The sequence below is a fragment of the Lentzea chajnantorensis genome (assembly GCF_054300775.1).
Genome location: NZ_JBSDZT010000002.1, coordinates 1594106 through 1616804, shown reverse-complemented (window position 1 = coordinate 1616804; position 22699 = coordinate 1594106). Strand labels below are relative to the sequence as shown.

General features: G+C 69.2%; 18 protein-coding genes and 1 pseudogene. 2 read left to right on the top strand and 17 right to left on the bottom strand.

The features are described 5' to 3' along the window. Positions 1–70: 70 nt before the first annotated feature. A complete protein-coding gene (locus ACVDFE_RS08695; protein ID WP_458430157.1) occupies positions 71–2188 on the bottom strand; it encodes a sunset domain-containing protein in 2118 nt (705 codons plus the stop codon). Positions 2189–2332: 144 nt separating this feature from the next. On the opposite strand from ACVDFE_RS08695, the gene rarD reads away from it, so the two are divergent. Then, positions 2333–3265, top strand: a complete 933-nt coding sequence (gene rarD / locus ACVDFE_RS08690) for an EamA family transporter RarD (RefSeq protein WP_458430156.1) — start codon at positions 2333–2335, stop codon at positions 3263–3265. A 31-nt stretch (positions 3266–3296) separates the two neighbouring features. On the opposite strand, the gene ACVDFE_RS08685 is transcribed toward rarD, so the two are convergent. From ACVDFE_RS08685 to ACVDFE_RS08610, 16 genes and pseudogenes are all read right to left on the bottom strand, one after another. Continuing rightward, positions 3297–4262: a polyprenyl synthetase family protein gene (locus ACVDFE_RS08685; RefSeq protein ID WP_458434297.1), complete on the bottom strand. Its 966-nt coding sequence runs from the start codon at positions 4260–4262 to the stop codon at positions 3297–3299. Between the two features lie 55 nt (positions 4263–4317). After that, positions 4318–5898, bottom strand: a complete 1581-nt coding sequence (gene nuoN / locus ACVDFE_RS08680; RefSeq protein WP_360399648.1) for an NADH-quinone oxidoreductase subunit NuoN — start codon at positions 5896–5898, stop codon at positions 4318–4320. A 1-nt stretch (position 5899) separates the two neighbouring features. After that, complete coding sequence (locus tag ACVDFE_RS08675; protein WP_360399651.1) at positions 5900–7468, bottom strand: NADH-quinone oxidoreductase subunit M; 1569 nt, start codon at positions 7466–7468, stop codon at positions 5900–5902. Then, positions 7465–9402, bottom strand: coding sequence for an NADH-quinone oxidoreductase subunit L (nuoL, locus tag ACVDFE_RS08670; RefSeq protein WP_458430155.1), 1938 nt, complete (start codon positions 9400–9402; stop codon positions 7465–7467). The genes ACVDFE_RS08675 and nuoL overlap by 4 nt, the downstream gene beginning before the upstream one ends. Before the next feature lie 10 nt (positions 9403–9412). Then, positions 9413–9712, bottom strand: coding sequence for an NADH-quinone oxidoreductase subunit NuoK (gene nuoK, locus ACVDFE_RS08665; protein ID WP_030473209.1), 300 nt, complete (start codon positions 9710–9712; stop codon positions 9413–9415). Beyond that, entirely contained in the window at positions 9709–10497 is a 789-nt protein-coding gene (locus ACVDFE_RS08660; protein WP_458434296.1) for an NADH-quinone oxidoreductase subunit J, read from the bottom strand. The genes nuoK and ACVDFE_RS08660 overlap by 4 nt, the downstream gene beginning before the upstream one ends. A gap of 59 nt (positions 10498–10556) precedes the next feature. Beyond that, on the bottom strand, positions 10557–11087 hold the full coding sequence (gene nuoI / locus ACVDFE_RS08655) for an NADH-quinone oxidoreductase subunit NuoI (RefSeq protein ID WP_360399657.1): 531 nt from the start codon (positions 11085–11087) through the stop codon (positions 10557–10559). Positions 11088–11089: 2 nt separating this feature from the next. Then, positions 11090–12425, bottom strand: a pseudogene (gene nuoH, locus ACVDFE_RS08650) (NADH-quinone oxidoreductase subunit NuoH). After that, positions 12422–14872 carry an NADH-quinone oxidoreductase subunit G gene (locus ACVDFE_RS08645; RefSeq protein WP_458430154.1) on the bottom strand — a complete coding sequence of 817 codons (2451 nt, stop codon included), beginning with the start codon at positions 14870–14872 and terminating at the stop codon, positions 12422–12424. Before ACVDFE_RS08645 ends, nuoH begins: the two are co-directional and overlap by 4 nt. After that, the gene (nuoF, locus tag ACVDFE_RS08640; protein ID WP_360399666.1) at positions 14869–16149 is read right to left on the bottom strand and encodes an NADH-quinone oxidoreductase subunit NuoF; all 1281 of its coding nucleotides are present in this window, start codon (positions 16147–16149) and stop codon (positions 14869–14871) included. The genes ACVDFE_RS08645 and nuoF overlap by 4 nt, the downstream gene beginning before the upstream one ends. Before the next feature lie 10 nt (positions 16150–16159). Further along, a complete protein-coding gene (nuoE, locus tag ACVDFE_RS08635; protein WP_360399669.1) occupies positions 16160–16879 on the bottom strand; it encodes an NADH-quinone oxidoreductase subunit NuoE in 720 nt (239 codons plus the stop codon). Beyond that, on the bottom strand, positions 16876–18273 hold the full coding sequence (locus ACVDFE_RS08630) for an NADH-quinone oxidoreductase subunit D (RefSeq protein WP_360399672.1): 1398 nt from the start codon (positions 18271–18273) through the stop codon (positions 16876–16878). Before ACVDFE_RS08630 ends, nuoE begins: the two co-directional genes overlap by 4 nt. After that, positions 18270–19022, bottom strand: a complete 753-nt coding sequence (locus ACVDFE_RS08625; protein ID WP_458430153.1) for an NADH-quinone oxidoreductase subunit C — start codon at positions 19020–19022, stop codon at positions 18270–18272. The genes ACVDFE_RS08630 and ACVDFE_RS08625 overlap by 4 nt, the downstream gene beginning before the upstream one ends. Then, entirely contained in the window at positions 19019–19570 is a 552-nt protein-coding gene (locus ACVDFE_RS08620) for a NuoB/complex I 20 kDa subunit family protein (RefSeq protein WP_089948943.1), read from the bottom strand. Before ACVDFE_RS08620 ends, ACVDFE_RS08625 begins: the two co-directional genes overlap by 4 nt. Before the next feature lie 7 nt (positions 19571–19577). Next, the gene (locus tag ACVDFE_RS08615) at positions 19578–19943 is read right to left on the bottom strand and encodes an NADH-quinone oxidoreductase subunit A (protein WP_065915906.1); all 366 of its coding nucleotides are present in this window, start codon (positions 19941–19943) and stop codon (positions 19578–19580) included. A gap of 267 nt (positions 19944–20210) precedes the next feature. Continuing rightward, positions 20211–21476, bottom strand: coding sequence for a geranylgeranyl reductase family protein (locus ACVDFE_RS08610; protein WP_458430152.1), 1266 nt, complete (start codon positions 21474–21476; stop codon positions 20211–20213). 137 nt (positions 21477–21613) lie between these two features. Between ACVDFE_RS08610 and ACVDFE_RS08605 the strand changes: the two genes are divergently transcribed. Continuing rightward, the gene (locus ACVDFE_RS08605; RefSeq protein ID WP_458430151.1) at positions 21614–22657 is read left to right on the top strand and encodes a hypothetical protein; all 1044 of its coding nucleotides are present in this window, start codon (positions 21614–21616) and stop codon (positions 22655–22657) included. Positions 22658–22699 lie beyond the last annotated feature (42 nt).

Here is a 22699-nt window from a genome sequence, read left to right as displayed (position 1 = left end):
CGACAACGCGAGAGGCCCCCACCGCAGTCGGTGGGGGCCTCTCGGCGTTCAACACCTCAGGTGCGGCGGCTCAGGGCGCCGGGCGGAAGCCCGCCTTCTCGGCGTCGGACTCGGTGCGGAACCACACGTCGGCGCGGGTCTCGCCGAAGTTCGCCGAGCCCTCCGTGTAGTAGCGGCGGCCGGTGAGGGTGGCCTTCACCGCGAAGTCCTCCGCCGGGGCGTGGCCGTCGGACCTGGGCAGGACAGAGCCGGGGCCGAACGGGGAGCGCGGGTTGAAGCCCTCCGGCTGCTGGAAGCGGGAGGAGCCGGGGGCTGCCGTGCCGTTGGGGCGACCGCCGGTGGACGGCGAGAAGCCGACCGGGCGGGGGCGCTGGGGCAGGGCCGCCGCCGGCTTCGGGGCCTCCTGCTTGGGGGCCTCGAACGCCTGGAAGGCCGGGAAGCTCTGCTGGCGCTGCTTCGTGGTCTTGCGGGCCTCGCGGATGGGCAGGCCGGCCTCGGTCACGCGCTGCGGGAGGTCGAGCTCCGGTTCCGGCTCCGGCTCCGGCGGGGCGGCGAGCAGGGGTTCGTCGGAGGGCACGAACTTCGGCACGAACGGCTGGTCGTCGCTCGTGTCCGGCAGCGAACGGGTCTGGCCGGTGGCCGGCAGCGGCTCGTCGGCGTCCAGGAGGGGCTCGAACAGCGAGCGCGGGCGTTCCGCGACCGGTTCGGGGCGGGCCGCCGGGGGTGCCGCCTCCTCGGGGGTCTCCGGCGGGTGGTTGAAGGCGGCGCCCATGCCGCGGGGCTGGCGTTCCTGCGGCTCGACCGGGTCGGTGTTGTCGCCGAACGCGGAGAACGCCGTGGCCGGGGCCGCGCCGGGGCTGGTGAACGGCTGGGAGTGCGCCGCGGGCGACTGGCGGGCGGGCTCGTCCTGGGCGGGAGTGCCGTACGCGGGCTCGTCGTAGGCAGGCGTGCCGTACACGGGCTCGTCCTGGGCGGGCGTCACGTACGAGGGCTCGTCCTGGGCGTACGGGGGCTCGTCCTGGGCGTAGGAGGGCTCGGGCTCCTCGAACGCGGGCACGGCCGCGTGCACCTGCGTGTCGTACGCCGGCTCGTCGTACCCGGACTCGGGGTCCTGCGCGGGCTCGGCGTCCGGCTGCGGCTCGGTGAAGACGCCATTGCGCACGTGCGGGGCGTCGAGGTCGATGGGCTCGCCCAGCACTCCGGTCAGCTCGGCGGCCGACTCGGGCTCGGGGTCGAGGCGGCCGGTGAGCTCGTCCCGCAGGCCGGGGTACTCGCCGGTGAGGTCGTTGGCGGGCCAGGCGCTCTCCTCGACGGCGATGTAGGTCGTCTGCTCGGAGCGGGTGCCCTGGGGCTCGTCCTCCTGCTCGTCGGCCTCGTCGAGGAACACCTCCTGCTCCTGCTCGGCCCACACCTCGCGCGGCTGGTAGATGAAGTCGTCGGCCGGGCCGTCCACCTCGGGGCCCGCGGTCGGCAACGCGCCGGGTGCGCCGGGTTCCGCGGTCGGCTCGTAGGCGGGCACGAACGAGGTCTGCTCGGCGGGGAGCTCCGGCTCCTCGTCGAAGTCGGCGGCCTCCAGACCGGACCGCGGCAGCACGGTCGTCATCTCGGCCGGGGTCTCCTCCGGCACGGACTCCGGGCTGAGGCGCTCGAACAACGAACGCGGCCGGTCGTCCTCCTCCGCGGCGTCGGCGAAGGCCTTCTGCTCGGCGAGCTGCTCCTCGAACCGGCGCTGCGCCTCCTCCGGCGACATCAGCGGCGCGCGTGGCGCCTCGACGACCGGCGCGGGCTCCGGCTCCGGCTGCGGTTCGGGCTGCGGCTCCGGTTCGGGCTCGGGTTCCGGTTCGGGCTCGGGTTCGGCGACGACCGGCTCCGGCACCGCGACGGGCGCCGGCACGGGCGCACCGAAGTAGGCAGGCGGCTCCGCGTAGGGGGCCGGTGCCGGGACGGGTGCGAGGATGTCGTCGCGGAGCGGGCGCTGCGGGCCGCTCTCCCACTCGTCGACCACGAAGTCGTCGACGGGAGCGGAGGCGACCGGCGCGGCGGTGTTCCGCGACCTCTCCTCAAGAAGTCGATCTTCGAGTTCCGCGACCTGCTTCCGTGCGGGCCTGACCATCACGAGCCAGGTGAGCAACACCCCCGCGACGAACGCCAGCAGACTCCACAACCAGACCTGCCCGAAGACATTCACGGGTAAGCCCCTTCTAAGACCACGCGCCGACCCACTCACTCGGAAGGGTGAGCGTAGTCAAACTACAGTGCCGTTGATGATGCTGCGCCACTACGCCGTTCAGCGCAAACAAGCGCCGGAACCTGCGGCGTAGAGTGAGATTCTGTGCCTCCCCCGACGAGTCCGAACCTCACTTCGGCAGAAGTTCACACCCAGGGGCGAGGGATCACCTACGGCGCGGCCGCCTACGTCCTTTGGGGACTGTTCCCCGCGTACTGGCCACTGCTCGTGCCGGCCGCACCCGTCGAGGTGCTGGCACACCGCATCGTCTGGTCTTTCGTCACGATGGGGGTGCTGCTGGCGGTGCTGCGCAAGTGGCGCCCGCTGGTCGAACTGTCCGGCAGGGGCTGGCTGATCGTCACGGCGGCCGCGGTGCTCATCACGGTGAACTGGGGCGTCTACATCTACGCCGTCAACACCCACCACGTGGTGGAGTCGGCGCTCGGCTACTTCATCACGCCGCTGGTCAGCGTGGCCCTCGGCATGGTGGTGCTGAAGGAGAGGCTGCGGGCGGCGCAGTTCGCCGCGATCGGTGTGCTCGTCGTCGCAGTGATCGTGCTCACGGTCGACTACGGCACGCTGCCGGTGATCTCGCTGGTCCTGGCCTGCTCGTTCGGCGTCTACGGGCTGCTGAAGAAGAAGGTGCCGCTCGACGCCACGTCGAGCCTGGCCGCGGAGAGCGCGGTGATCTTCCCGATCGCGCTCGGCTACCTGCTCGTGCTCGGCGGCGCGAACACCTTCACCACCGAGGGCACCGGCCACGCGCTCCTGCTGCTGAGCACCGGCATCGTCACGGTGATCCCGCTGCTGCTGTTCGGCCTGGGCGCGCGGCTGATCCCGCTGACCACCATGGGGATGCTGCAGTACCTGGCGCCGATCCTGCAGTTCGCGTGGGGCGTGTTCGTGGTGCGCGAACCGATGCCGCCCAGCCGCTGGGCCGGGTTCGTGCTGGTGTGGGTGGCCCTCGCGATCTTCACGGCCGACGCCGTGCGGAACCGGCGCAAGCAACTGCTCGCGCCGGTCGAGCAGCCCGCTTGAAGGGAACGCGGGGCCCCCGCGTGACGAGGGATCAGCGCGTGCGGGCGACCACGTAGGTGGCGAGCTCTTCGAGGGCGTCGCGCGCGGCGCACGGCGGCAGCTTGCCCAGCTCCGTGCGGGCCCGGTCGGCGTACTCGTCGAGGGTCTCGCGCGCCCGGTCCATGCCGGAGGACTCGCGCAGCAGCGCCAGCGCCTCGTCGACGAGGGCGTCCTCGGTGATCGGCCCGGCCAGCAGCTCGGCCAGCCGCGTCTCGGTGGGGTCGGCCAGCGCGTAGAGCATCGGCAACGTCCGCACGCCCTCGCGCAGGTCGGTGCCGGGCGTCTTGCCGGACTCGACCGACGGGGAGGCGATGTCGATGACGTCGTCGGCGATCTGGAACGCCGCCCCGATGACCTCCGCGTACCGGCGCAGGGCGTCGGTCTGCTCGTCGGTCGCGTCGGAGAACATGCCGCCGAAGAGGGCCGCGGTGGCGATCAGCACACCGGTCTTCTCGCCGATCACCTGGAGGTAGTGCGCGACCGGGTCCTCGCCGGGCTTCGGGCCGACGGTCTCGCGCATCTGACCGGTCACGAGGATCGAGAACGTCTCCGCGATGATCCGCGCCGCGTCCGTGCCCAGGTCGGCGGTCAAGCGGGAGGCGTGGGCGAACAGGAAGTCGCCCGTCAGGATCGCGATGCTGTTGTCCCACTTGGCGTTCGCGGACACCGCGCCGCGCCGCGTGGTCGCCTCGTCCATCACGTCGTCGTGGTAGAGCGTCGCGAGGTGCGTGAGTTCGACCACAGCGGCCGCCTTGACGACCTTCTCGCGGTCGTAGTCCGCGCCGAACTGGGAAGCCAGCAGTGTGAAGAGCGGGCGGATCCGCTTCCCGCCCGCCTCCACAAGGTGAAGCGAGGTTTCCGTGACCGGGTGGAACTCGCTCTGCACGACGTCGTGCAGGAGCTGCTCCACCTCGGCCAGGCCGTTCTGGACTACCTCGGTGAGCACGGGGTCCACCAACGCGAACCCCGGTCCCTCATGCTCGCTACTGGTCACATCAGCAGCCTACGTACACCTAGCTGAGGAAGGTGCCGGTACCCGCCCATTCGAGCACCAACGTGGGGTACAGACCCAACACCAGGGTGACCACCGCACCCAACGTGATCGCGACCGTGGTGAACGCCCCCGGCACCGTGACGGTCGGACCGTCCGGCGCGGGCTCGCTGAAGTACATCAGCACGATCACCCGCAGGTAGAAGAACGCCGCGACGGCCGAGGCCACCAGCGCGATCACCACGAGCGGCGTGAGGCCTGCCTCGATCGCCGCGCTGAACACGACGAACTTGCCGATGAAACCGGACGTCAGCGGGATGCCGGCCAGTGCCAGCAGCAGGAACGTGAAGATGCCCGCCACCAGCGGCGACCGCTTCGCGAGGCCCGCCCACTGCGACAGGTGCGTCGCCTCGCCGTCGGAGTTGCGCACCAGCGAGACGATGCCGAACGCCGCGATCGTCGTGAAGCCGTACACCAGCAGGTAGAACATCGTGGCGCTGACGCCCGGCGACCCGCCCTCCGGCGTCAGGGCGATCGAGCCGATCAGCAGGAAGCCCGCGTGCGCCACGGAGGAGTACGCGATCATGCGCTTCACGTCGGTCTGCGTGAGGCCGAGCACCGCGCCGATCACCATCGAGACGACGGCGACGCCGTACAGCACGCCCCGCCACTCCCACTGGGTGTTCTGGAACGCCACGGTGAGCACGCGCAGGATGCCGCCGAACGCCGCGACCTTGGTGCACGCCGCCATGAACGCCGTCACCGGCGTGGGAGCGCCCTGGTACACGTCCGGGGTCCACGCGTGGAACGGGCCGACCGCGGCCTTGAACAGCAGACCCACCACCAGCAGGCCGAAGCCCGCGAACAGCAGCGTGTCCGAGCGGTCCGTGCCCGCGGCGGCGGAGGCGATGGCCGACAGCTTCACCGAGCCGGCGAAGCCGTACAGCAGCGCGATGCCGTAGAGGAAGAACGCCGACGCGAACGCGCCGAGCAGGAAGTACTTGACCGCCGCCTCCTGCGAGAGCAGGCGCCGCCGGCGGGCCAGGCCGCACAGCAGGTACAGCGGCAGCGACATGACCTCCAGCGCGATGAACATCGTCAGCAGGTCGTTCGACGCGACGAAGGTCATCATGCCGCCGAGCGCGAACAGCACGAGCGGGAAGACCTCGGTCTGCATCCCGGCCTTGGTGGCCTGGGCGCGGTCCTGGATCGTGCCGGGCCGGATCGCCGCCTGCGACACGAACACGCCGCCGGGCTCGACCGAGCGGTCCGCGATCAGCAGCAGGCTGCCGAACGCCAGCACCAGCAGCGTGGCCCACAGGAAGAGCGACGGCGAGTCGACGGCGACCGCACCCGCCAGCGTCGAGACACCGGCGGCCGGACGGTCGTCCTTCACCGCGTAGAGGATCAGCGCGCCGGTGGCCCCGACCAGGGTGACGAGCGACAGCACGAGCTGCACCGCCCACCGCTGGTGCTTGGGCAGCAACGCTTCCAGCAGCACGCTGATGCACGCCGCGCCGAGCACCACCAGCAACGGCGCGATGGCCGCGTAGTCGATCTCCGGCGCCTGGATCTGCTGCGCCTGGGCGAACAGGAGGTTCACGTCACTTGCCTTCCTGCACGGAGACCGGGTCGGTCACGCCGACCTCGGTCAGCGTCGCCCCGACAGTCGGGGTGATGACGTCGAGCACCGGCTGCGGGTAGAACCCGAGGGCCAGCACGATGACGACGAGCGGTGCCAGAACAGCGATCTCGCGCTTGTTCAGGTCGCCGATGGCCGTCTTCTTCTCCGGGTCGCCGACGGCACCCGGACCGGCAGCGGCACCCACGAGCGCGTCGCCGCGCAGCGGGCCGGTCATCATCCGCTGGTAGAGCCACAGCACGTAGAGCGCCGCGAGCACCATGCCGATCGTCGCGAGGACCGTGTAGACCGGCTGCGTCGGGAACGAGCCGATCAGCACCAGGAACTCCGAGACGAACGAGTTCGTGCCCGGCAGCGACAGCGTGGTCAGACCCGAGATCAGCAGCATGCCCGCGAGCAGCGGGGCCACCTTCGACATGCCGCCGTAGTCGGAGATCAGCGACGAACCACCGCGCGCGATGATCATGCCGACCACCAGGATCAGCATGCCCGTCGAGATCGAGTGGTTCAGCATGTACGACACCGAGCCCACGCCGGCCTGCGACGTGAACGCGAAGATGCCGAGCGCGATGAAGCCGAAGTGCGCGATCGAGACGTACGCGAGGAACCGCTTCATGTCCCGCTGGCCCGTGGCGAGCAGCGATCCGTAGAGGACGCCGGCCACCGCGAGGACCAGGATGTACGGCGCCAGGTTCTTCGACGCCTCCGGGAACATCGGCAGCAGGTAGCGCAGCATGCCGAACGTGCCGACCTTGTCCAGGATGCCGACGACGATCACCGTGACGCCGATGGGCGCCTCGGCCGCGGCGTCGGGCAGCCAGGTGTGGAACGGCACCAGCGGCGCCTTGATGGCGAACGCCAGGAAGAAGCCGAGGAACAGCCAGGTCTGCGTCGTCGCGTCCGCGTCGCGGACCACGGTCACGAGCGTCGCCCAGTCGAACGTGCCCTTGCCCAGCTCGTCCGACGCCATCGCGTAGGCGCCGATCGCGGAAGCCAGCATGATCAGGCCGCCGAGGAACGAGTACAGGAAGAACTTGACCGCCGCGTACTGCCTGCGCGCGCCGCCGTAGCCGCCGATCAGGAAGTACATCGGGATGAGCATGACCTCGAACAGCACGTAGAACAGGAAGACGTCGGTGGCGGCGAACACCGCGACCGTCACGGCCTCCTGCACCAGGATCAGCGCGAGGTACCCGCCCTGCGACCGGCCCTCCGGCAGCCGCTCGGTCCAGCCGGCACCGATCACCAGCGGGATGAGCAGCGCGATGACCGCGATCATGACCAGCGCGATGCCGTCGATGCCGAACGACAGCCGGACGCCGAACGACTCGATCCAGGTCACCCCGGACGTGAGCTGGAGGCGGTCACCGTCGGGGTCGTAGGCGAACCACAGCAGACCCGCGAGCACCAGCTCGACGAGCGAGAACGCCAGCGCGACGAACTTGGCCTTCGCGTCGTCCTTGCGCAGGAACGTCACCACCAGCGCGCCGACGAGCGGCACGACCAGCAGCGCGATCAGGACCCAGTTCACGAGAACCTCACCATCAGCAGAGCCCCGAGAACCACGATCGAGCCCAGGAGCATGGACAGTGCGTAGGAGCGGACGAAACCGGTCTGCAGCCTGCGCAGCCGGCCGGAGCTACCGCCCAGCAACGCCGCGGTGCCGTTGACCACGCCGTCGACGCCCTTGAGGTCGAGGTAGACCAGCGCGCGGGTGAGCCAGGTGCCCGGCCGCGCGAACAGGGCCTCGTTGAAGGCGTTGCCGTACAGGTCGTTGCGGGCCGCGCGGACCGGGAACGACACCCGCTCCGGCCGCTCGACCGGCTGCGTGCCGCGGCCGAAGAGCAGGAACGCGAGACCGGCGCCGGCGAGCGAGAGCACCACGGTCAGGATTCCGACCACGCCGTGCGACAGGACGCCGTGCGACTCCTGCAGCTCACCCAGCGAGGGCTCCAGCCAGCCGGCGAGCCGGCCGCCGGAGGAGAGGAACCAGCCGCCGGCGACGGACCCGACCGCGAGGACGATCATCGGGATGGTCATCGTCAGCGGGGACTCGTGCGGGTGGTAGTCCTTGCCGTTCTCGGCCTTCAGGTCCTTCCAGCGGGGCTTGCCCAGGAAGACCAGGATCAGCAGGCGGGTCATGTAGAACGCGGTGAGCGCGGCACCGAGCAGTGCGACACCGCCGAAGACGTACCCGCGCCAGCCCTCCGCGCCGAACGCCGCCGCGATGATGGCGTCCTTCGAGAAGTAGCCCGCGAACGGCGGGATGCCGATCAGCGCGAGGTAGCCGAGCGTCCAGGTGACGAACGTGATCGGCAGGAACCTGTAGAGCCCGCCCATCCGGCGGATGTTGCCCTCGTCGTTCATGCCGTGCATGACCGAGCCGGCACCGAGGAAGAGCCCGGCCTTGAAGAAGCCGTGCGTCAGCAGGTGCATGATGCCGAGCGCGTAACCGATAGGGCCGAGGCCCACGGCGAGGATCATGTAGCCGATCTGCGAGACCGTCGAGTACGCCAGGACCTTCTTGAAGTCGTCGTAGGCGCAGCCGATGATGCAGCCGATCAGCAGCGTGACGCCACCGATGATCATGACGACCAGGCGGCCGTCCTCGCTCAGGTTGTAGAGCGGGTTGGAGCGGGCGATCAGGTACACGCCCGCGGTGACCATCGTCGCCGCGTGGATCAGGGCGGACACCGGGGTCGGGCCTGCCATCGCGTCGGGCAACCAGGCCTGCAGCGGGAACTGGCCCGACTTGCCGCAGGCGCCGAGCAGCAGCAGGAGCGTGATCGCGAGGACCTCGGCACCGCTGAACTCGCCGACCCGGCTGAAGACCTCGGTGTACTGCGTGGTCCCGAGGCGGTTGAACATCAGGAAGATCGCGATGGCGAGGCCCAGGTCACCGACGCGGTTCATCAGGAAGGCCTTCTTGGCCGCCGACGCCGCTTCCGGCTTGTACTGGTACCAGCCGATCAGCAGGTACGAGGCGAGACCGACGCCCTCCCAGCCGAAGTACAGGGTCACGAAACCGTTGCCCAGCACCAGCAGGAGCATCGCCGACACGAAGAGGTTGAGGTAGGCGAAGAACTTCCGCCTGCCTTCCTCGTGCGCCATGTAGCCGATCGAGTAGATGTGGATCAGCGAGCCCACACCGGTGATCAGCAGCACGAACGTCAGCGACAGCGGGTCGAGCCGCAGTCCGAACTCGACGGTCAGCGCGTTGACGTCGATCCAGTCCCACAGCTTGAGGTTTTGGACCCGCTCCTCGGTGTTCGAGACGCCGAGGGTCGAGAAGAACAACGCGAGCGCGTAGCCGAACGACGCCAGGAGCGTGGCGCTGCCGAGCAGGTGGCCCCACTTGTCGGCGCGCTTGCCACTGACCAACAGCACCACCGCGCCGAACGCGGGCAGCGCCAACAGAAGCCAGGCGAGAGAAGCGACCCCGCTGGCGGCAACAGGTTCCGTCACCGGTGACCCCTCAGTACTTCAGCAGGTTCGAGTCGTCGACCGAGGCCGAGCGACGCGTCCGGAAGATGGACATGATGATCGCGAGGCCGACGACGACCTCCGCCGCGGCGACGACCATCACGAAGAACGCCATCACCTGACCGTCGAGCGAGCCGTTGATCCGCGCGAACGTCACCAGGCTCAGGTTGACCGCGTTGAGCATCAGCTCGACGCACATGAACACGACGATGGCGTTGCGCCGCACCAGCACGCCGACGGCGCCGATGCTGAACAGCAGTGCCGACAGGAGCAGGTAGTACGTCGGAGTCACGACTCACTTCCCTTGAGCGCGTGCGGGTCCGGCTGGTGGCCGGAGCCTGCGACCTCGGCGACGTCGTCGGAGAGCTTGCCCCTGTCGGTGGTCTCGATGACCTCGAACAGGGACTCCTCCGCGACGCTGCCGTCGGGCAGCAGTGCGGGCGTGGCCACCGAGTTGGCGGTGGCGAAGACACCGGGACCGGGGATGGACCCGACCCGCTTGCCCTCCTGGAAGCGCTCCTCGACGAGCTCCCGCTGCGTCTTCTTGGCGGGCTTCCCGTCGCGGCCGACGAACGCGAGGATCATCGCGCCGATGGCCGCCGTGATCAGCAGCGCCGAGGTGAGCTCGAACGGGAACAGGTAGTCCGTGAAGATCTTCTGGCCGATGTTGCCGACGTTGCCGCCGTTGGTGGTGTTCGCCTCGGCGAGACCCACCGGCGTCACCGCGGTCAGCGACCGGGCGATCGAGCTGACCAGCAGGACCGCGAAGCCGATGCCGAGGAACGTGGCCGCGAGGCGCTGTCCCCTGATCACCTCGACGACCGAGTCGGAGCTGTCCCGGCCGACCATCATCAGCACGAACAGGAACAGCATCATGATCGCGCCGGTGTAGACGATGATCTGCACGAAGCCGAGGAACGGCGCCTGCTGGACCATGTACAGCACACCGAGGTTCAGCATGGTCAGCACCAGCCACAGCGCGGAGTGCACCGCGTTGCGCGAGAACAGCATGCCGAGCGCGCCGGCCAGCGCGAGCGGGCCGAGGACCCAGAACGCGACCTTCTCACCGGTGGTCATGACGTCGACCGCGCGCTGCACCGGCTCCGGCTGCTGCGCCAGGAACTGGAGGACGAGGCTCACTGCTGATCCCCCTCCTTCTGGGCCGCCTTGGCGAGCTGCGGGCCGTTCACGTAGTAGTCCTGCTCGTTGTCGCCGAGCCGCATCGGGTGCGGCGGCTGCTCCATGCCGGGCAGCAGCGGGGCGAGCAGGTCCTCCTTCGTGAAGATCAGGTCCTGCCGGTTGTCGTCGGCGAGCTCGTACTCGTTCGTCATCGTGAGCGACCGGGTCGGGCAGGCCTCGATGCACAGGCCGCAGCCGATGCACCGCAGGTAGTTGATCTGGTAGTCGGCACCGAAGCGCTCACCGGGCGAGTAGCGCGCTTCCTCGGTGTTGTCGCCACCCTCGACGAAGATCGCGTCCGCGGGACAGGCCCACGCGCACAGCTCGCAGCCGACGCACTTCTCCAGCCCGTCCGGGTGCCGGTTCAGCTGGTGGCGGCCGTGGAACCGCGGTGCGGTCACCTTCTTGACCTCGGGGTACTCCTCGGTCACCACCTTCTTGAACATGGTGCCGAAGGTGACTCCGAAGCCCTTGATGGACTCGAACATCCCTACTCCGCCTCCTTCGCGGTGGGAGCGGCGGCCAGGGCTTCCTTGTCCTGGGGAAGAGTGGCGACCTTGACCTTGCGCTTGGGCGCGGACCTGGGGACCTGGAGGTCGAGCGGCGGCACCGGGAAGCCGGAGCCCGCGAGCGGGACACCGCCCTTGGCCTGCTGCTTCTTGTCGGGCAGCAGGAACGAGATCAGCAGCACGACGCCGACGAACACACCCAGTGCAACCAGCTTCTGACCGGTGGAGAAGCTCCTTGAGCGCACCGGTGCGGATGACGGCGACGGCCATGATCCACACGAGGCTGACCGGGACCAGCACCTTCCAGCCGAGCTTCATGAACTGGTCGTAGCGCAGGCGGGGCAGCGTGCCGCGCAGCCAGATGAAGATGAACAGGAAGAACAGCGTCTTGACGATGAACCACAGCAGGCCCCACCAGCCGGTGTTCATGAACTCACCGGACCACGGCGCTCGGTAGCCGCCGAGGAAGAGCGTGGTCGCCAGCGCCGAGACGGTCACCATGTTCACGTACTCGGCGAGGAAGAACAGCGCGAACTTGAGCGAGCTGTACTCGGTGTGGAAGCCACCGACCAGCTCGGACTCGGCCTCGGGGAGGTCGAACGGCGCGCGGTTGGTCTCGCCGACCATCGACACCACGTAGATCACGAAGCTCGGGAACAGCAGGATGCCGAACCAGCCGGGGATCGGGGTGCCGAGGATCGTGCTCGCCTGCGCGTTGACGATGTCACCGGTCGACATCGAGCCGGTGAACATGATCACCGCGACGATCGACAGGCCCATCGCGATCTCGTAGGAGATCACCTGCGCGGCCGAGCGCAGCGCGCCGAGCAGCGGGTACGGCGAGCCGGAGGCCCAGCCGGCCAGCACGATGCCGTAGACGCCGAGCGAGGAGCAGGCCAGCACCACCAGCACGCCGACCGGCAGGTCGACGAGCTGCAGCGCGGTCTGCTCGCCGAACATGCTGACCTCGCCCGCGAGCGGGATCACCGAGAACGCGAGGAACGCGGGGATGCACGAGATCACCGGGGCGAGGAAGAACACCCACTTGTCCGCGAGGACCGGGCGGATGTCCTCCTTGAACGCGAGCTTCAGACCGTCCGCGAGCGACTGGAGCCAGCCGTTCGGGCCGACCCGGTTGGGACCGGGGCGGTGCTGCATCCGCGCGACGACCTTGCGCTCCCAGTTGATCATGAACAGGGTCATGACCACGAGGAAGGCGAAGATCCCGACGACCTTGACCAGGACCAGCCAGATCGGGTCGTCCGCGAGGAGCTTGCCGGTGTCACCGAGCTCCGCCGCGAAGTAGTGCTGCGTCATGACTTTCCTCCGCTGACGGAGACGATCGAGCCGTGGCCCGCGCCGAGCGTGGCCCGGACGGTCACGTCACCCGAGTTGGTGGGCAGCCAGATGACGCCCTCGGGCAGGTCGTCGGTCTCGACCGGCAGCGTGATCGCGCCGCGTTCGGTGGACACCGTCACGAAGCCGCCGCTCTCCAGGCCGAACTGCCGCGCGGTGGCCTCGGCGATCTTGGCGACGACCGGGCGGGCCGTGCCGGCCAGGTGCGGCTCGTCGACCTGCAGCGAGCCGTTGCCGAGCAGGCGGTGCCAGGTGGCGAGAACGGCCTTGCCCGCACCGGCTGGCGACACCAGCGGGGCGGCGACGTTCAGCGAGGACCCGTTCGAGACGCCCTCGCCGAGCCGCGCCAGGTCGGCGGCAGCGGCGGCGGGCGTCTGCGTGAACAGGTCCGCGTCCATCTCCACCGCGAGGGTGTCGAGCACTCGGCAGTCCGGCAGCGCGCCGGTGCCCTCCAGCGTCGTGCCGAACTCGCGCAGGCGGCCCTCCCAGTTGAGGAAGGTGCCCGACTTCTCGACCGCGGGGGCGATCGGGAGCACGACGTCGGCGTGCGCGGTGACCGCGCTCGGCCGCAGCTCCAGGCTCACGACGAAACCGGCTCCCGCCAGCGCCTTCTCCGCGAGCCGCGGGTCCGGCAGGTCGAACGGGTCGACGCCGCCGACCACCAGGCCGGACAGCTGACCGCTCGCGGCGGCTTCGAGGATTCCGGTGGTGTCGCGGCCGGGCGTCGCGGGCAGCGCGCCCTCCGCCACACCCCAGGTCCGCTCGACCTCGGTGCGCGCCGCGTCGTTCGCGACGTGACGGCCACCGGGCAGCAGGTTCGGCACCGCGCCGACCGCGAGCGCGCCGCGCTCACCGGCCCGCCGCGGAACCCACGCGACCTTCGCGCCGGTGCGCTCGGCCAGCCGGGCGACCGCGGTGAACGCGCCGGGGATCTCGGCGGCGCGCTCGCCGACGAGGATCACCGCACCGGGCTTGCCCAGCAGCTCGACGACGTCGGAGGCGTGCTCCGGCAACGCGTTGAGGGCGTTGGCCTCGGCACCGGGCACGCACGCGAGCAGCGTTCCGAACGTCTTCTCCACGGCCGGGGACGTGTACTGGCCGAGGTGGAAGACCTTCGTGGTGCCCCTGCGCGCGGCCTTGCGCAGCCGCAGGAAGACGATCGGCGCCTCTTCCTCGGGCTCGAACGCGACCAGCAGAGCCGCCGGTGCCTTCTCGATGCCCTCGAACGTGACGCCGTTGTCCGGGTTGGTGAACACCGTCGTGCCGGACAGGAACTCCAGCTCCTCGGCGCTGTGCGGCCGGGCGCGGAAGTCGATGTCGTTGGTGCGCAACGCGATCCGGGCGAACTTCGAGTACGCGTAGGCGTCCTCGACGGTCAGCCGGCCACCGGTCAGCACGCCGACGCCGTTCGCGTCCCGCGCCGCCAGCAGACCCGCGGCCGCGACCTGCAGCGCCTCGGTCCAGGACGACTCGCGCAGCTCACCGGTCTCGGCGTCGCGGACCAGCGGTCGCGTGATGCGGTCGCCGGCCGTGGCGTAGCGGAAGGCGAACCGGCCCTTGTCGCAGATCCACTCCTCGTTGACCTGCGGGTCGTCGCCGGCGAGCTTGCGCTGCACCTTGCCGCGCCGCCAGTCGGTGCGCTCGGCGCACCCGGACGAGCAGTGCTCGCAGATGCTCGGCGTCGACACGAGGTCGAACGGCCGGGCGCGGAACCGGTAGGCGGCGCTCGTGAGGGCACCGACCGGGCAGATCTGGATGGTGTTGCCGGAGAAGTAGCTCTGGAACGGCTTCTCCTGCGCCACACCGATCTGCTGCTGCGCGCCGCGCTCCAGCAGCTCGATGAACGGGTCGCCGGCGATCTGCGCGGAGAACCGGGTGCAGCGCTGGCAGAGCACGCAGCGCTCGCGGTCGAGCAGCACCTGCGTGGAGATGTTGATCGGCTTCGGGAACGTCCGCTTGTGCTCGTGGAAGCGGGAGTCGCTGCGGCCGTGGGCCATCGCCTGGTTCTGCAGCGGGCACTCACCGCCCTTGTCGCAGATCGGGCAGTCCAGCGGGTGGTTGATGAGCAGCAGCTCCATCACACCCTGCTGGGCCTTGTCCGCGACCGGCGAGGTCAGCTGGGTCTTCACGACCATGCCGTCCGCGACCGTCATCGTGCAGGAGGCCTGCGGCTTCGGCATCGGCCGGCCGCCCATCTCGACCTCGACGAGGCACTGGCGGCAGGCGCCGGCGGGCTCCAGCAGCGGGTGGTCGCAGAAGCGCGGGATGACCGTGCCGAGGCGCTCGGCCGTGCGGATCAGCAGCTCGCCCTTGGGCGCCACCACTTCGACGCCGTCGATGACGAGCTTGACGTGGCCCTCGGGCACGACGAGCTCGGTGGGCGTGCTCTTGTCAGGGGCGATGGTCATGCGTTCGCTCCAGCCAGGACCTTGGAGTTCTGGTCGCAGAGAGCCAGGAACTCGTCCTTGAAGTACTTGATGCCACTGGTGATCGGGCTGACCGCACCGTCACCCAGCGCGCAGAAGGAACGGCCGAGGATGTTGTCGCAGACGTCGAGCAACGTGTCGATGTCGCTCGCCGTGCCGTTGCCCGCCACCATCCGCTGCAGGATCTGCACGAGCCAGTACGTGCCCTCGCGGCACGGCGTGCACTTGCCGCACGACTCGTGCTTGTAGAACTCCGTCCACTTCATGACGGCCCACGGCACGGACACGGTCTCGTTGAAGACCTGGATCGCGGTCGTGCCGAGCATCGAGCCCGCCTCGGCCGCGCCCTCGAAGTCGAGCGGCACGTCCATGTGCTCCGCGGTGAACAGCGGGGTGGACGAGCCACCCGGCGTCCAGAACTTGAGCGGGACGCCGTCCTTCATGCCACCGGCCATGTCCAGCAGCTGGCGCAGCGTGGTGCCCATCGGCGCCTCGTACTGGCCGGGGTTGGTCACGTGGCCGGACAGCGAGTAGATCTTCGGACCGGGCGACCGGTCGCGGCCCATCGCGCGGAACCAGTCGGCACCACCGTTGACGATGAAGGGGACCGACGCGATCGTCTCGACGTTGTTCACCACGGTGGGCGACGCGTACAGGCCCGAGGTCGCGGGGAACGGCGGCTTGAGCCGCGGCTGGCCGCGGCGGCCCTCCAGCGAATCGAGCAGCGCGGTCTCCTCACCGCAGATGTACGCGCCGGCGCCGGCGTGCACCACGACGTCCAGGTCGAACCCGCTGCCGAGGACGTCCTTGCCCAGGTAGCCCTTGGCGTACGCCTCGCGCACGGCCCCGTTGAGGCGGCGGATGCAGTGCAGGGCCTCGCCGCGGACGTAGATCGCCGCGAAGTTCGCGCGGATCGCGTACGACGTGATGATCACGCCCTCGATCAGCGAGTGCGGGTCCGCCATCATCGTGGGGATGTCCTTGCAGGTGCCCGGCTCGCCCTCGTCGGCGTTGATGACGAGGTAGTGCGGCTTGCCGTCGCCCTGCGGGATGAAGCCCCACTTCATGCCGGTGGGGAACCCCGCGCCGCCGCGGCCGCGCAGCCCGGAGTCCTTGCACTGCTGGATGAGCTGGTCCGGGTGGGCCTTGAGCGCCTTGGGCAGCGCGGTGTAGCCACCGGTGCGCTCGTAGGTCTCGATCGTCCAGGACCTGGGCTCGGTCCAGCGCTTGGTGAGAACGGGAGTCAGCGGGTCAACCATCGTGTGCCCCCTACTTCTTTTCCGGCAGGGCGGGGAACTCGGCGTTGGACGGCATCTCCGGCGCGTCCCAGCCGCGTTCCTGGGCGATCTTGGCGCCGCGCAACGTCTCCGCGGCCGCCGACGGGCCGTCGAGGTCGGCGTCGCGACCCTCGAAGAACCCGGCGAGCTGGAGCTCGGCCTGCTTGAAGTCGGTGAGCGGGGCGCCGCGGGTGGGGGCGGGCTTCTCCCCCGACTGCAGCGCCTGCACGAGTCCCAGCGCCTTCTCGGGCGTCTGGTTGTCGTAGAACTCGTAGTTGACCTGGAGAACAGGGCCGAGGTCGCACGCGGCGAGGCACTCGGCGTGCTCCAGCGTGATCGAGCCCGGCGTGCCCGGCTCGCCCGCGGTCTCCTCGTGGCCCACGCCGAGGTGGTCCTTGAGGGTCTTGTAGATGTCGTCGCCGCCCAGCGCCGCGCACAGCGTGTTGGTGCAGACGCTCACGAGGTGCTCGCCGCACGGGCGGCGCTTGTACATCGTGTAGAACGTCGCGACCGCGCTGACCTCGGCCTCGGTCAGGTCGAGCTGCCCGGCGCAGAACCGGATGCCGTCCTGGGAGACGTAGCCCTCCACCGACTGCACGAGGTGCAGCATCGGGAGCAGCGCGCTGCGGGCCTGCGGGTAGCGGGCGATGATCGCCTGCGCCCTGTCCGCGGTGGACTGGTCGAACGTGGTGTTCTCTGCTGCCTGGGTCATCGGTCGCAACCACCCATCACCGGGTCGATCGAGGCGACGGACGCGATCACGTCGGCGACCATGCCGCCCTCGCACATCGCGGGCATCGACTGGAGGTTCACGAAGCTGGGCTCGCGCAGGTGCACGCGCATCGGGCGGGTGCCGCCGTCGGAGACCACGTGGTAGCCGAGCTCGCCGCGCGGCGACTCGACCGGCACGTACACCTGGCCCGCCGGCACCTTGAAGCCCTCGGTCACCAGCTTGAAGTGGTGGATGAGGGACTCCATGGACTGGCCCATGATCTTGCGGACGTGCTCGAGCGAGTTGCCCATGCCGTCGCTGCCGATCGTGAGCTGCGCCGGCCACGCGATCTTCGCGTCCTCGACCATCACCGGGCCGGTCGGCAACGTGTCGACGACCTGCTTGATGATCTTGAGGGACTGGTGCATCTCCTCCAGCCGCAGCAGGTACCGCGCGAAGCAGTCCGCCTGGTCGGAGACCGGCACCTCGAAGCTGTAGTTCTCGTAGCCGCTGTACGGGTCGACCTTGCGCAGGTCCCAGGCGAGGCCCGCGGAGCGCAGGATCGGACCGGTGATGCCGAGCGCGAGGCACGCGTCGACCGGCAGGTAGCCGACGTCCGCGAGCCGGTTGCGCCAGATCGGCTGGCCGGTGAGCAGCTTGTCGTAGTCGGGAAGGCGCTTGTTCATCAGCTTGATGAAGTCGCGGATCTTCTCGATCGCGCCGTCGGGCAGGTCCTGCGCCAGGCCGCCGGGCCGGATGAACGCGTGGTTCATCCGCAGACCGGTCAGGAACTCCAGCAGGTGCAGCACCTCCTCGCGCTCGCGGAAGCCGGAGGTCATGCCGGTGAGGGCACCGAGCTCCATGCCGCCGGTGGCGAGCGCGACGAGGTGCGAGCTGATCCGGTTGAGCTCCATCAGCAGCACGCGGATGGCCTGCGCCTTGTCCGGCACGGTGACGCCGAGCAGCTTCTCGACGCTCATGCAGTAGGCGGCCTCGTGGTGCAGCGGCGCCAGGTAGTCCGTGCGCGTGATGAAGGTGACGCCCTGCACCCAGTTGCGGTACTCGAGGTTCTTCTCGATGCCGGTGTGCAGGTAGCCGATCACGCTGCGGGCGTGGGTGACGGTCTCGCCCTCGAGCTCCAGCACCAGGCGGAGCACGCCGTGCGTCGACGGGTGCTGCGGGCCGAGGTTCATGACGATGCGCTCGTCGTGCACCGCGTCCGCGAGCACCTCGTCCCAGTCGCCGCCGGTGACCGTGTAGACGGTGCCCTCGGTGGTCTTGCGGGAGTCGGCGATCTCGGGGGTGTTCGGGCTCGTGTCGACGTCGTCGGAGCTGTCGCTGCCGGTGGCGCTCGTGTTCGTGCCGGTGGTGAAGTCGGAAAGCCGCTCGGTCATGAGTAGGACCGCCTCTGGTCCGGCGGAGGGATCTCCGCGCCCTTGTACTCGACCGGGATGCCGCCCAGCGGGTAGTCCTTGCGCTGCGGGTGGCCGTCCCAGTCGTCCGGCATGAGGATTCGGGTCAGTCCGGGGTGACCGTCGTAGATGATCCCGAACATGTCCCAGGTCTCGCGCTCCTGCCAGTCCGCCGTCGGGTAGACCTCGACGAGGCTCGGCACGTGCGGGTGCTCGACGTCGACCGCGACCTCCAGCCGGATGCGGCGGCGGTACGTCATCGACGTGAGGTGCGTGACCGAGTGCAGGCGTTGCGGCACCCCGGCGCCGTAGTCCACACCGGACACCGAGCTGCAGAGCTCGAAGCGCAGCGACGGGGTGTCGCGGCAGATCCGCGCGACCTCCAGCAGCGTCTCCGGCCGCAGGTAGAAGGTGATCTCGCCGCGGTCGACGGACACCTGCTGCACCGTGTCGGCGGGCAGGCCCTTCTCGTTCGCGGCGGCGAGGATCTCGTCGGCGACCTCGTCGAACCAGCCGCCGTACGGGCGCTCGGACGGAGCGGCCACGTGGGCGGGCAGGCGCAGGCCGCCGAAGCCGGAGGTGTCACCGGAGCCGGTGACGCCGAAGAGGCCCCTGCGCTCCTTGCCGGCGAGGATCGGCGCCTTGGCCTTCGCCTCGTCGCCGTTGGTCTTCTCGAGGTCTTCTCCCGCGCGGTTGTTGACGCTGGAGTGCTCTCCCCCTGGCTCGGTCACTTCTTCCTCGCAAAGCGCTCGGACGACGGGATGAGGTCGGTGCGGTAGCCCGAGTCGGCGAGTGCCTTGGCGCGCACGGCGCCCAGCGGCTCGTCCATGATCTTGGCGTGGATCTTGAGGATCGCGTCCATCAGCATCTCCGGCCGCGGCGGGCAGCCCGGCAGGTACATGTCGACGGGCACGACGTGGTCGACGCCCTGCACCACCGCGTAGTTGTTGAACATGCCGCCACTGCTGGCGCACACGCCCATGGCCAGCACCCAGCGCGGCTCGGGCATCTGGTCGTAGATCTGCCGCAGCACCGGCGCCATCTTGTTGGTGACCCGGCCCGCGACGATCATCAGGTCGGCCTGGCGCGGTGACGCCCGGAAGACCTCCATGCCGAAGCGGGCGAGGTCGTAGCGCGGACCACCCGTCGTCATCATCTCGATGGCGCAGCAGGCCAGGCCGAAGGTGGCAGGCCAGAGCGAGGACTTGCGGGTCCAGTTGACCAGCTTCTCCACGCTGGCCAGCAGGATGCCGTTCGGGAGCTTCTCCTCGAGACCCATGACTTCCTCAGTTCCAGTCGAGGCCGCCGCGGCGCCACACGTAGATGTACGCGAAGCCGACCGTTGCGACGAACAGGACGATCTCCACCAGCCCGAACAGGCCGAGCTTGTCGGCAGCGACGGCGAACGGGTAGAGGAACACCATTTCGATGTCGAACAAGATGAAGAGCATCGCCGTCAGGTAGTAGGCGACCGGCATGCGGCCACCACCGATCACCGGCTGCGGGCTCGGCTCGATGCCGCACTCGTACGCGTCGAGCTTGGCCCGGTTGTAGCGGCGGGGTCCGATGTAGGGCGCTGCGGTCACCGAGAAGAGCGCGAACGCCCCGGCGAGCGCGAACATCAATACGAGGGGGAGGTAAGGGTCCAGCACTCTCCGTCGTCCTTTCCTCGCGTGTCGAGGCGCACCCTAAGGGTGTACTTCTGCCACTCGTTTGTTAGGCGAACCTAACAAACGCTTGTGAAACAGTTCACAAGCCTGATCACACTGTTGTGAAGTGATTCACAAGCTCGCTCGCCAGTGTAGAACGCCTGTAAATGACCTGGGTCACAGGGTCTGACCTGGCCGTTTAACCTGGTGGACACAAACGAAACGGCACCGGCTCGAAAAGAGCCGGTGCCGTCACCTATTCGGAGTAATTTACGCCGTCGGCGCGAGCTTCGTGGCGGCCACGATGAGCTTGTCCATTGCGTCGCCGTCCTTGGGGTCGTAGAGCCCCGCGAGCAGCTTGAGCACGAGTTTCATCAGGCGCTTTCGCGGCATTCCGTACTTCGTTGCGGTCCGCATGACCGCCGGGTTGCCGATGAGCTTCGAGAAGACGTTCCCGAGCCGGTAGTAGCTGCCGAGCGCGTGCTCGATCCGCACCGGGTAGCCGTGCAGCGCATGTTCACGGTTGACACCCGTGCGCGCGAGGGCCTGGACGATGCTCTCGGACGCGATCTTGGCCGACTCCATGGCGTAGCCGATGCCCTCGCCGTTGAACGGGTTGACCATGCCGCCGGCGTCCCCGACGAGCACGAGCCCCTTCGAGTAGTGCGGCTTGCGGTTGAGCCCCATCGGGAGCGCGGCGCCGCCGATGCGGCTCGTCGCGTTCTCCTCGCGGAAGCCCCACTCCTCCGGCGTGGCGTCGAGCCAGGAGCGCAGGAGCTGACGGTAGTCCGTGGTGCCGTAGGCCTTCGACGTGCTGAGGATGCCCAGACCGACGTTCACGCTGCCGTCGCCCATGCCGAAGATCCAGCCGTAACCGGGCAGCAGCTGCCCGTCCGGCGCCCACAGCTCCAGGTGCGACTCCAGGTAGTCGTCCTTGGTGCGCGGGCTGGCGTAGTACCTCCGCACCGCGACGCCCATGGGCTTGTCGTCGTCCTTCTGCAGGCCGACGCTGAGGGCCAGCCGCGCTGACACACCGTCACACCCGACGACGATCGGCGCCCGGTAGGTGACCGGGTTCTTCTCCGGCCCCTGCTTGGCCTCGACGCCGACCACGCGCCCGTTCTCGACGATCGCCTTGGTGACCGTGGTGTTCTCGTGCATGCGCGCGCCGGCCGCCTTCGCCGCGTTCGCGAGCATCTCGTCGAAGTCCATGCGCGGCCGCACGACGCCGTAGTTGGGGAACGTGGCCAGCTCCGGCCAGTCCAGCTCCATCGTGACGCCGCCGCCGACGACCCGCAGCCCCTTGTTGTGCAGCCAGCCGTTGCTCTCCCTCGTGTCGATGCCGAGGTCGATCAGCTGCTTGACACCCCGCGGCGTCAGCCCGTCACCGCAGACCTTCTCGCGCGGGAACGAGCTCTTCTCCAGCAGGAGGACGTCGAGGCCCGCGCGGGCCAGGTAGGTCGCCGCGGTCGAGCCCGCCGGTCCCGCCCCCACCACGATGACGTCGGCGTCCTCGTTGATCCCGCGCCTGCTCATCCAGACTCCCTACACGCTCGCTCGTGACTCCCTCGCGACTCTAACCGCCACTCCCTGAGACCCCACGCCTCCCGCCCGCGACTCCTCACCGCACGCGGGGCCCTCTCGTGCACCAGAAGAGTACGAAAGCTCCCCGCGTGCACCTGAAGATCGCGAGTTGTCCACATGTCGATCAAGGGCTGGTTGCTCCTGGCCGACATGTGTTGATGATTGATCGAGTGATGAAGACCAGATCGATCGACTACGGCCTGCTCGCCGACGCCTTCGAGGACGGCGTGGCTGTTCGCAGGCACCTGCTCGCACTCGGGTTCAGCAGCAACACGCTGGCCAAGAAGTGCAGGCCAGGAGGCGGGTGGACGCGGCTGTTCCTCGGCGTCTACCTGCTCACCGGTGGAACACCGAGCAGACGGCAGCTCGTCCGGGGCGCGTTGCTGCGGGCTGGACCGCTGACGTTCTTGACCGGCGTCGAAGCCGCCCGCAGGCACGGGGTACGTCGATTGCCGGCAGATCCACGCGTTCACGTCCTCGTCCCTCACGGCCGCCGTGTGACGAGCCAAGGCGCCATGCTCGTCGAACGGACCAACCGGCCGTGGGACGGCGTGATCATCGACGGTTTTCCCGTTGTGACGCTCGCTCGAGCCCTCATCGACGCGGCCCGCAAGGAGAGCGGTCTGGACGTGGTGCGCGCGTTCATCGCGGACGCGGTGCAGAGGCGGCTCTGTTCACCGGAAGCGATCGCCGAGGAGCTGAAAGACCAGCGACTGGGCGGCACCTGGCTGCCAAGGCGCGTGTTGGCGGAGGTCAGCGACGGTGTTCGTTCGGCGGCTGAAGCGTGGTCACGATCGTTGGTCCATCGTTCCTCGCTGCCGCCACCTCAGTGGAACGTGCTGATCAGATCCGTGTCAGGCGAGCAGCTCGCCGTCGTGGACGGCTGGTGGGACGAGGTCGGACTCGCATGGCAGATCGACTCGCTGGAGTTCCACCTGGCGCCGGATGACTACGCACGGACGATGGCGCAGCACTCCGCTCTGCTGGCCAACGGCGTGATGACCGTTCACACGGTTCCGTCGCGGCTGAAGAAGGACCCGGCGGCTGTCATCAACGAGTTGCGCGGCGCCTACCAAGCCGCGGCACAGCGCCCGAGACCTCGCGTCTCGGCGACGTTGTGGCGGCCGGTCTGAGTGCACGCGGGGAGCTTTCGTACTCCAGGAGAGAACGGAAGG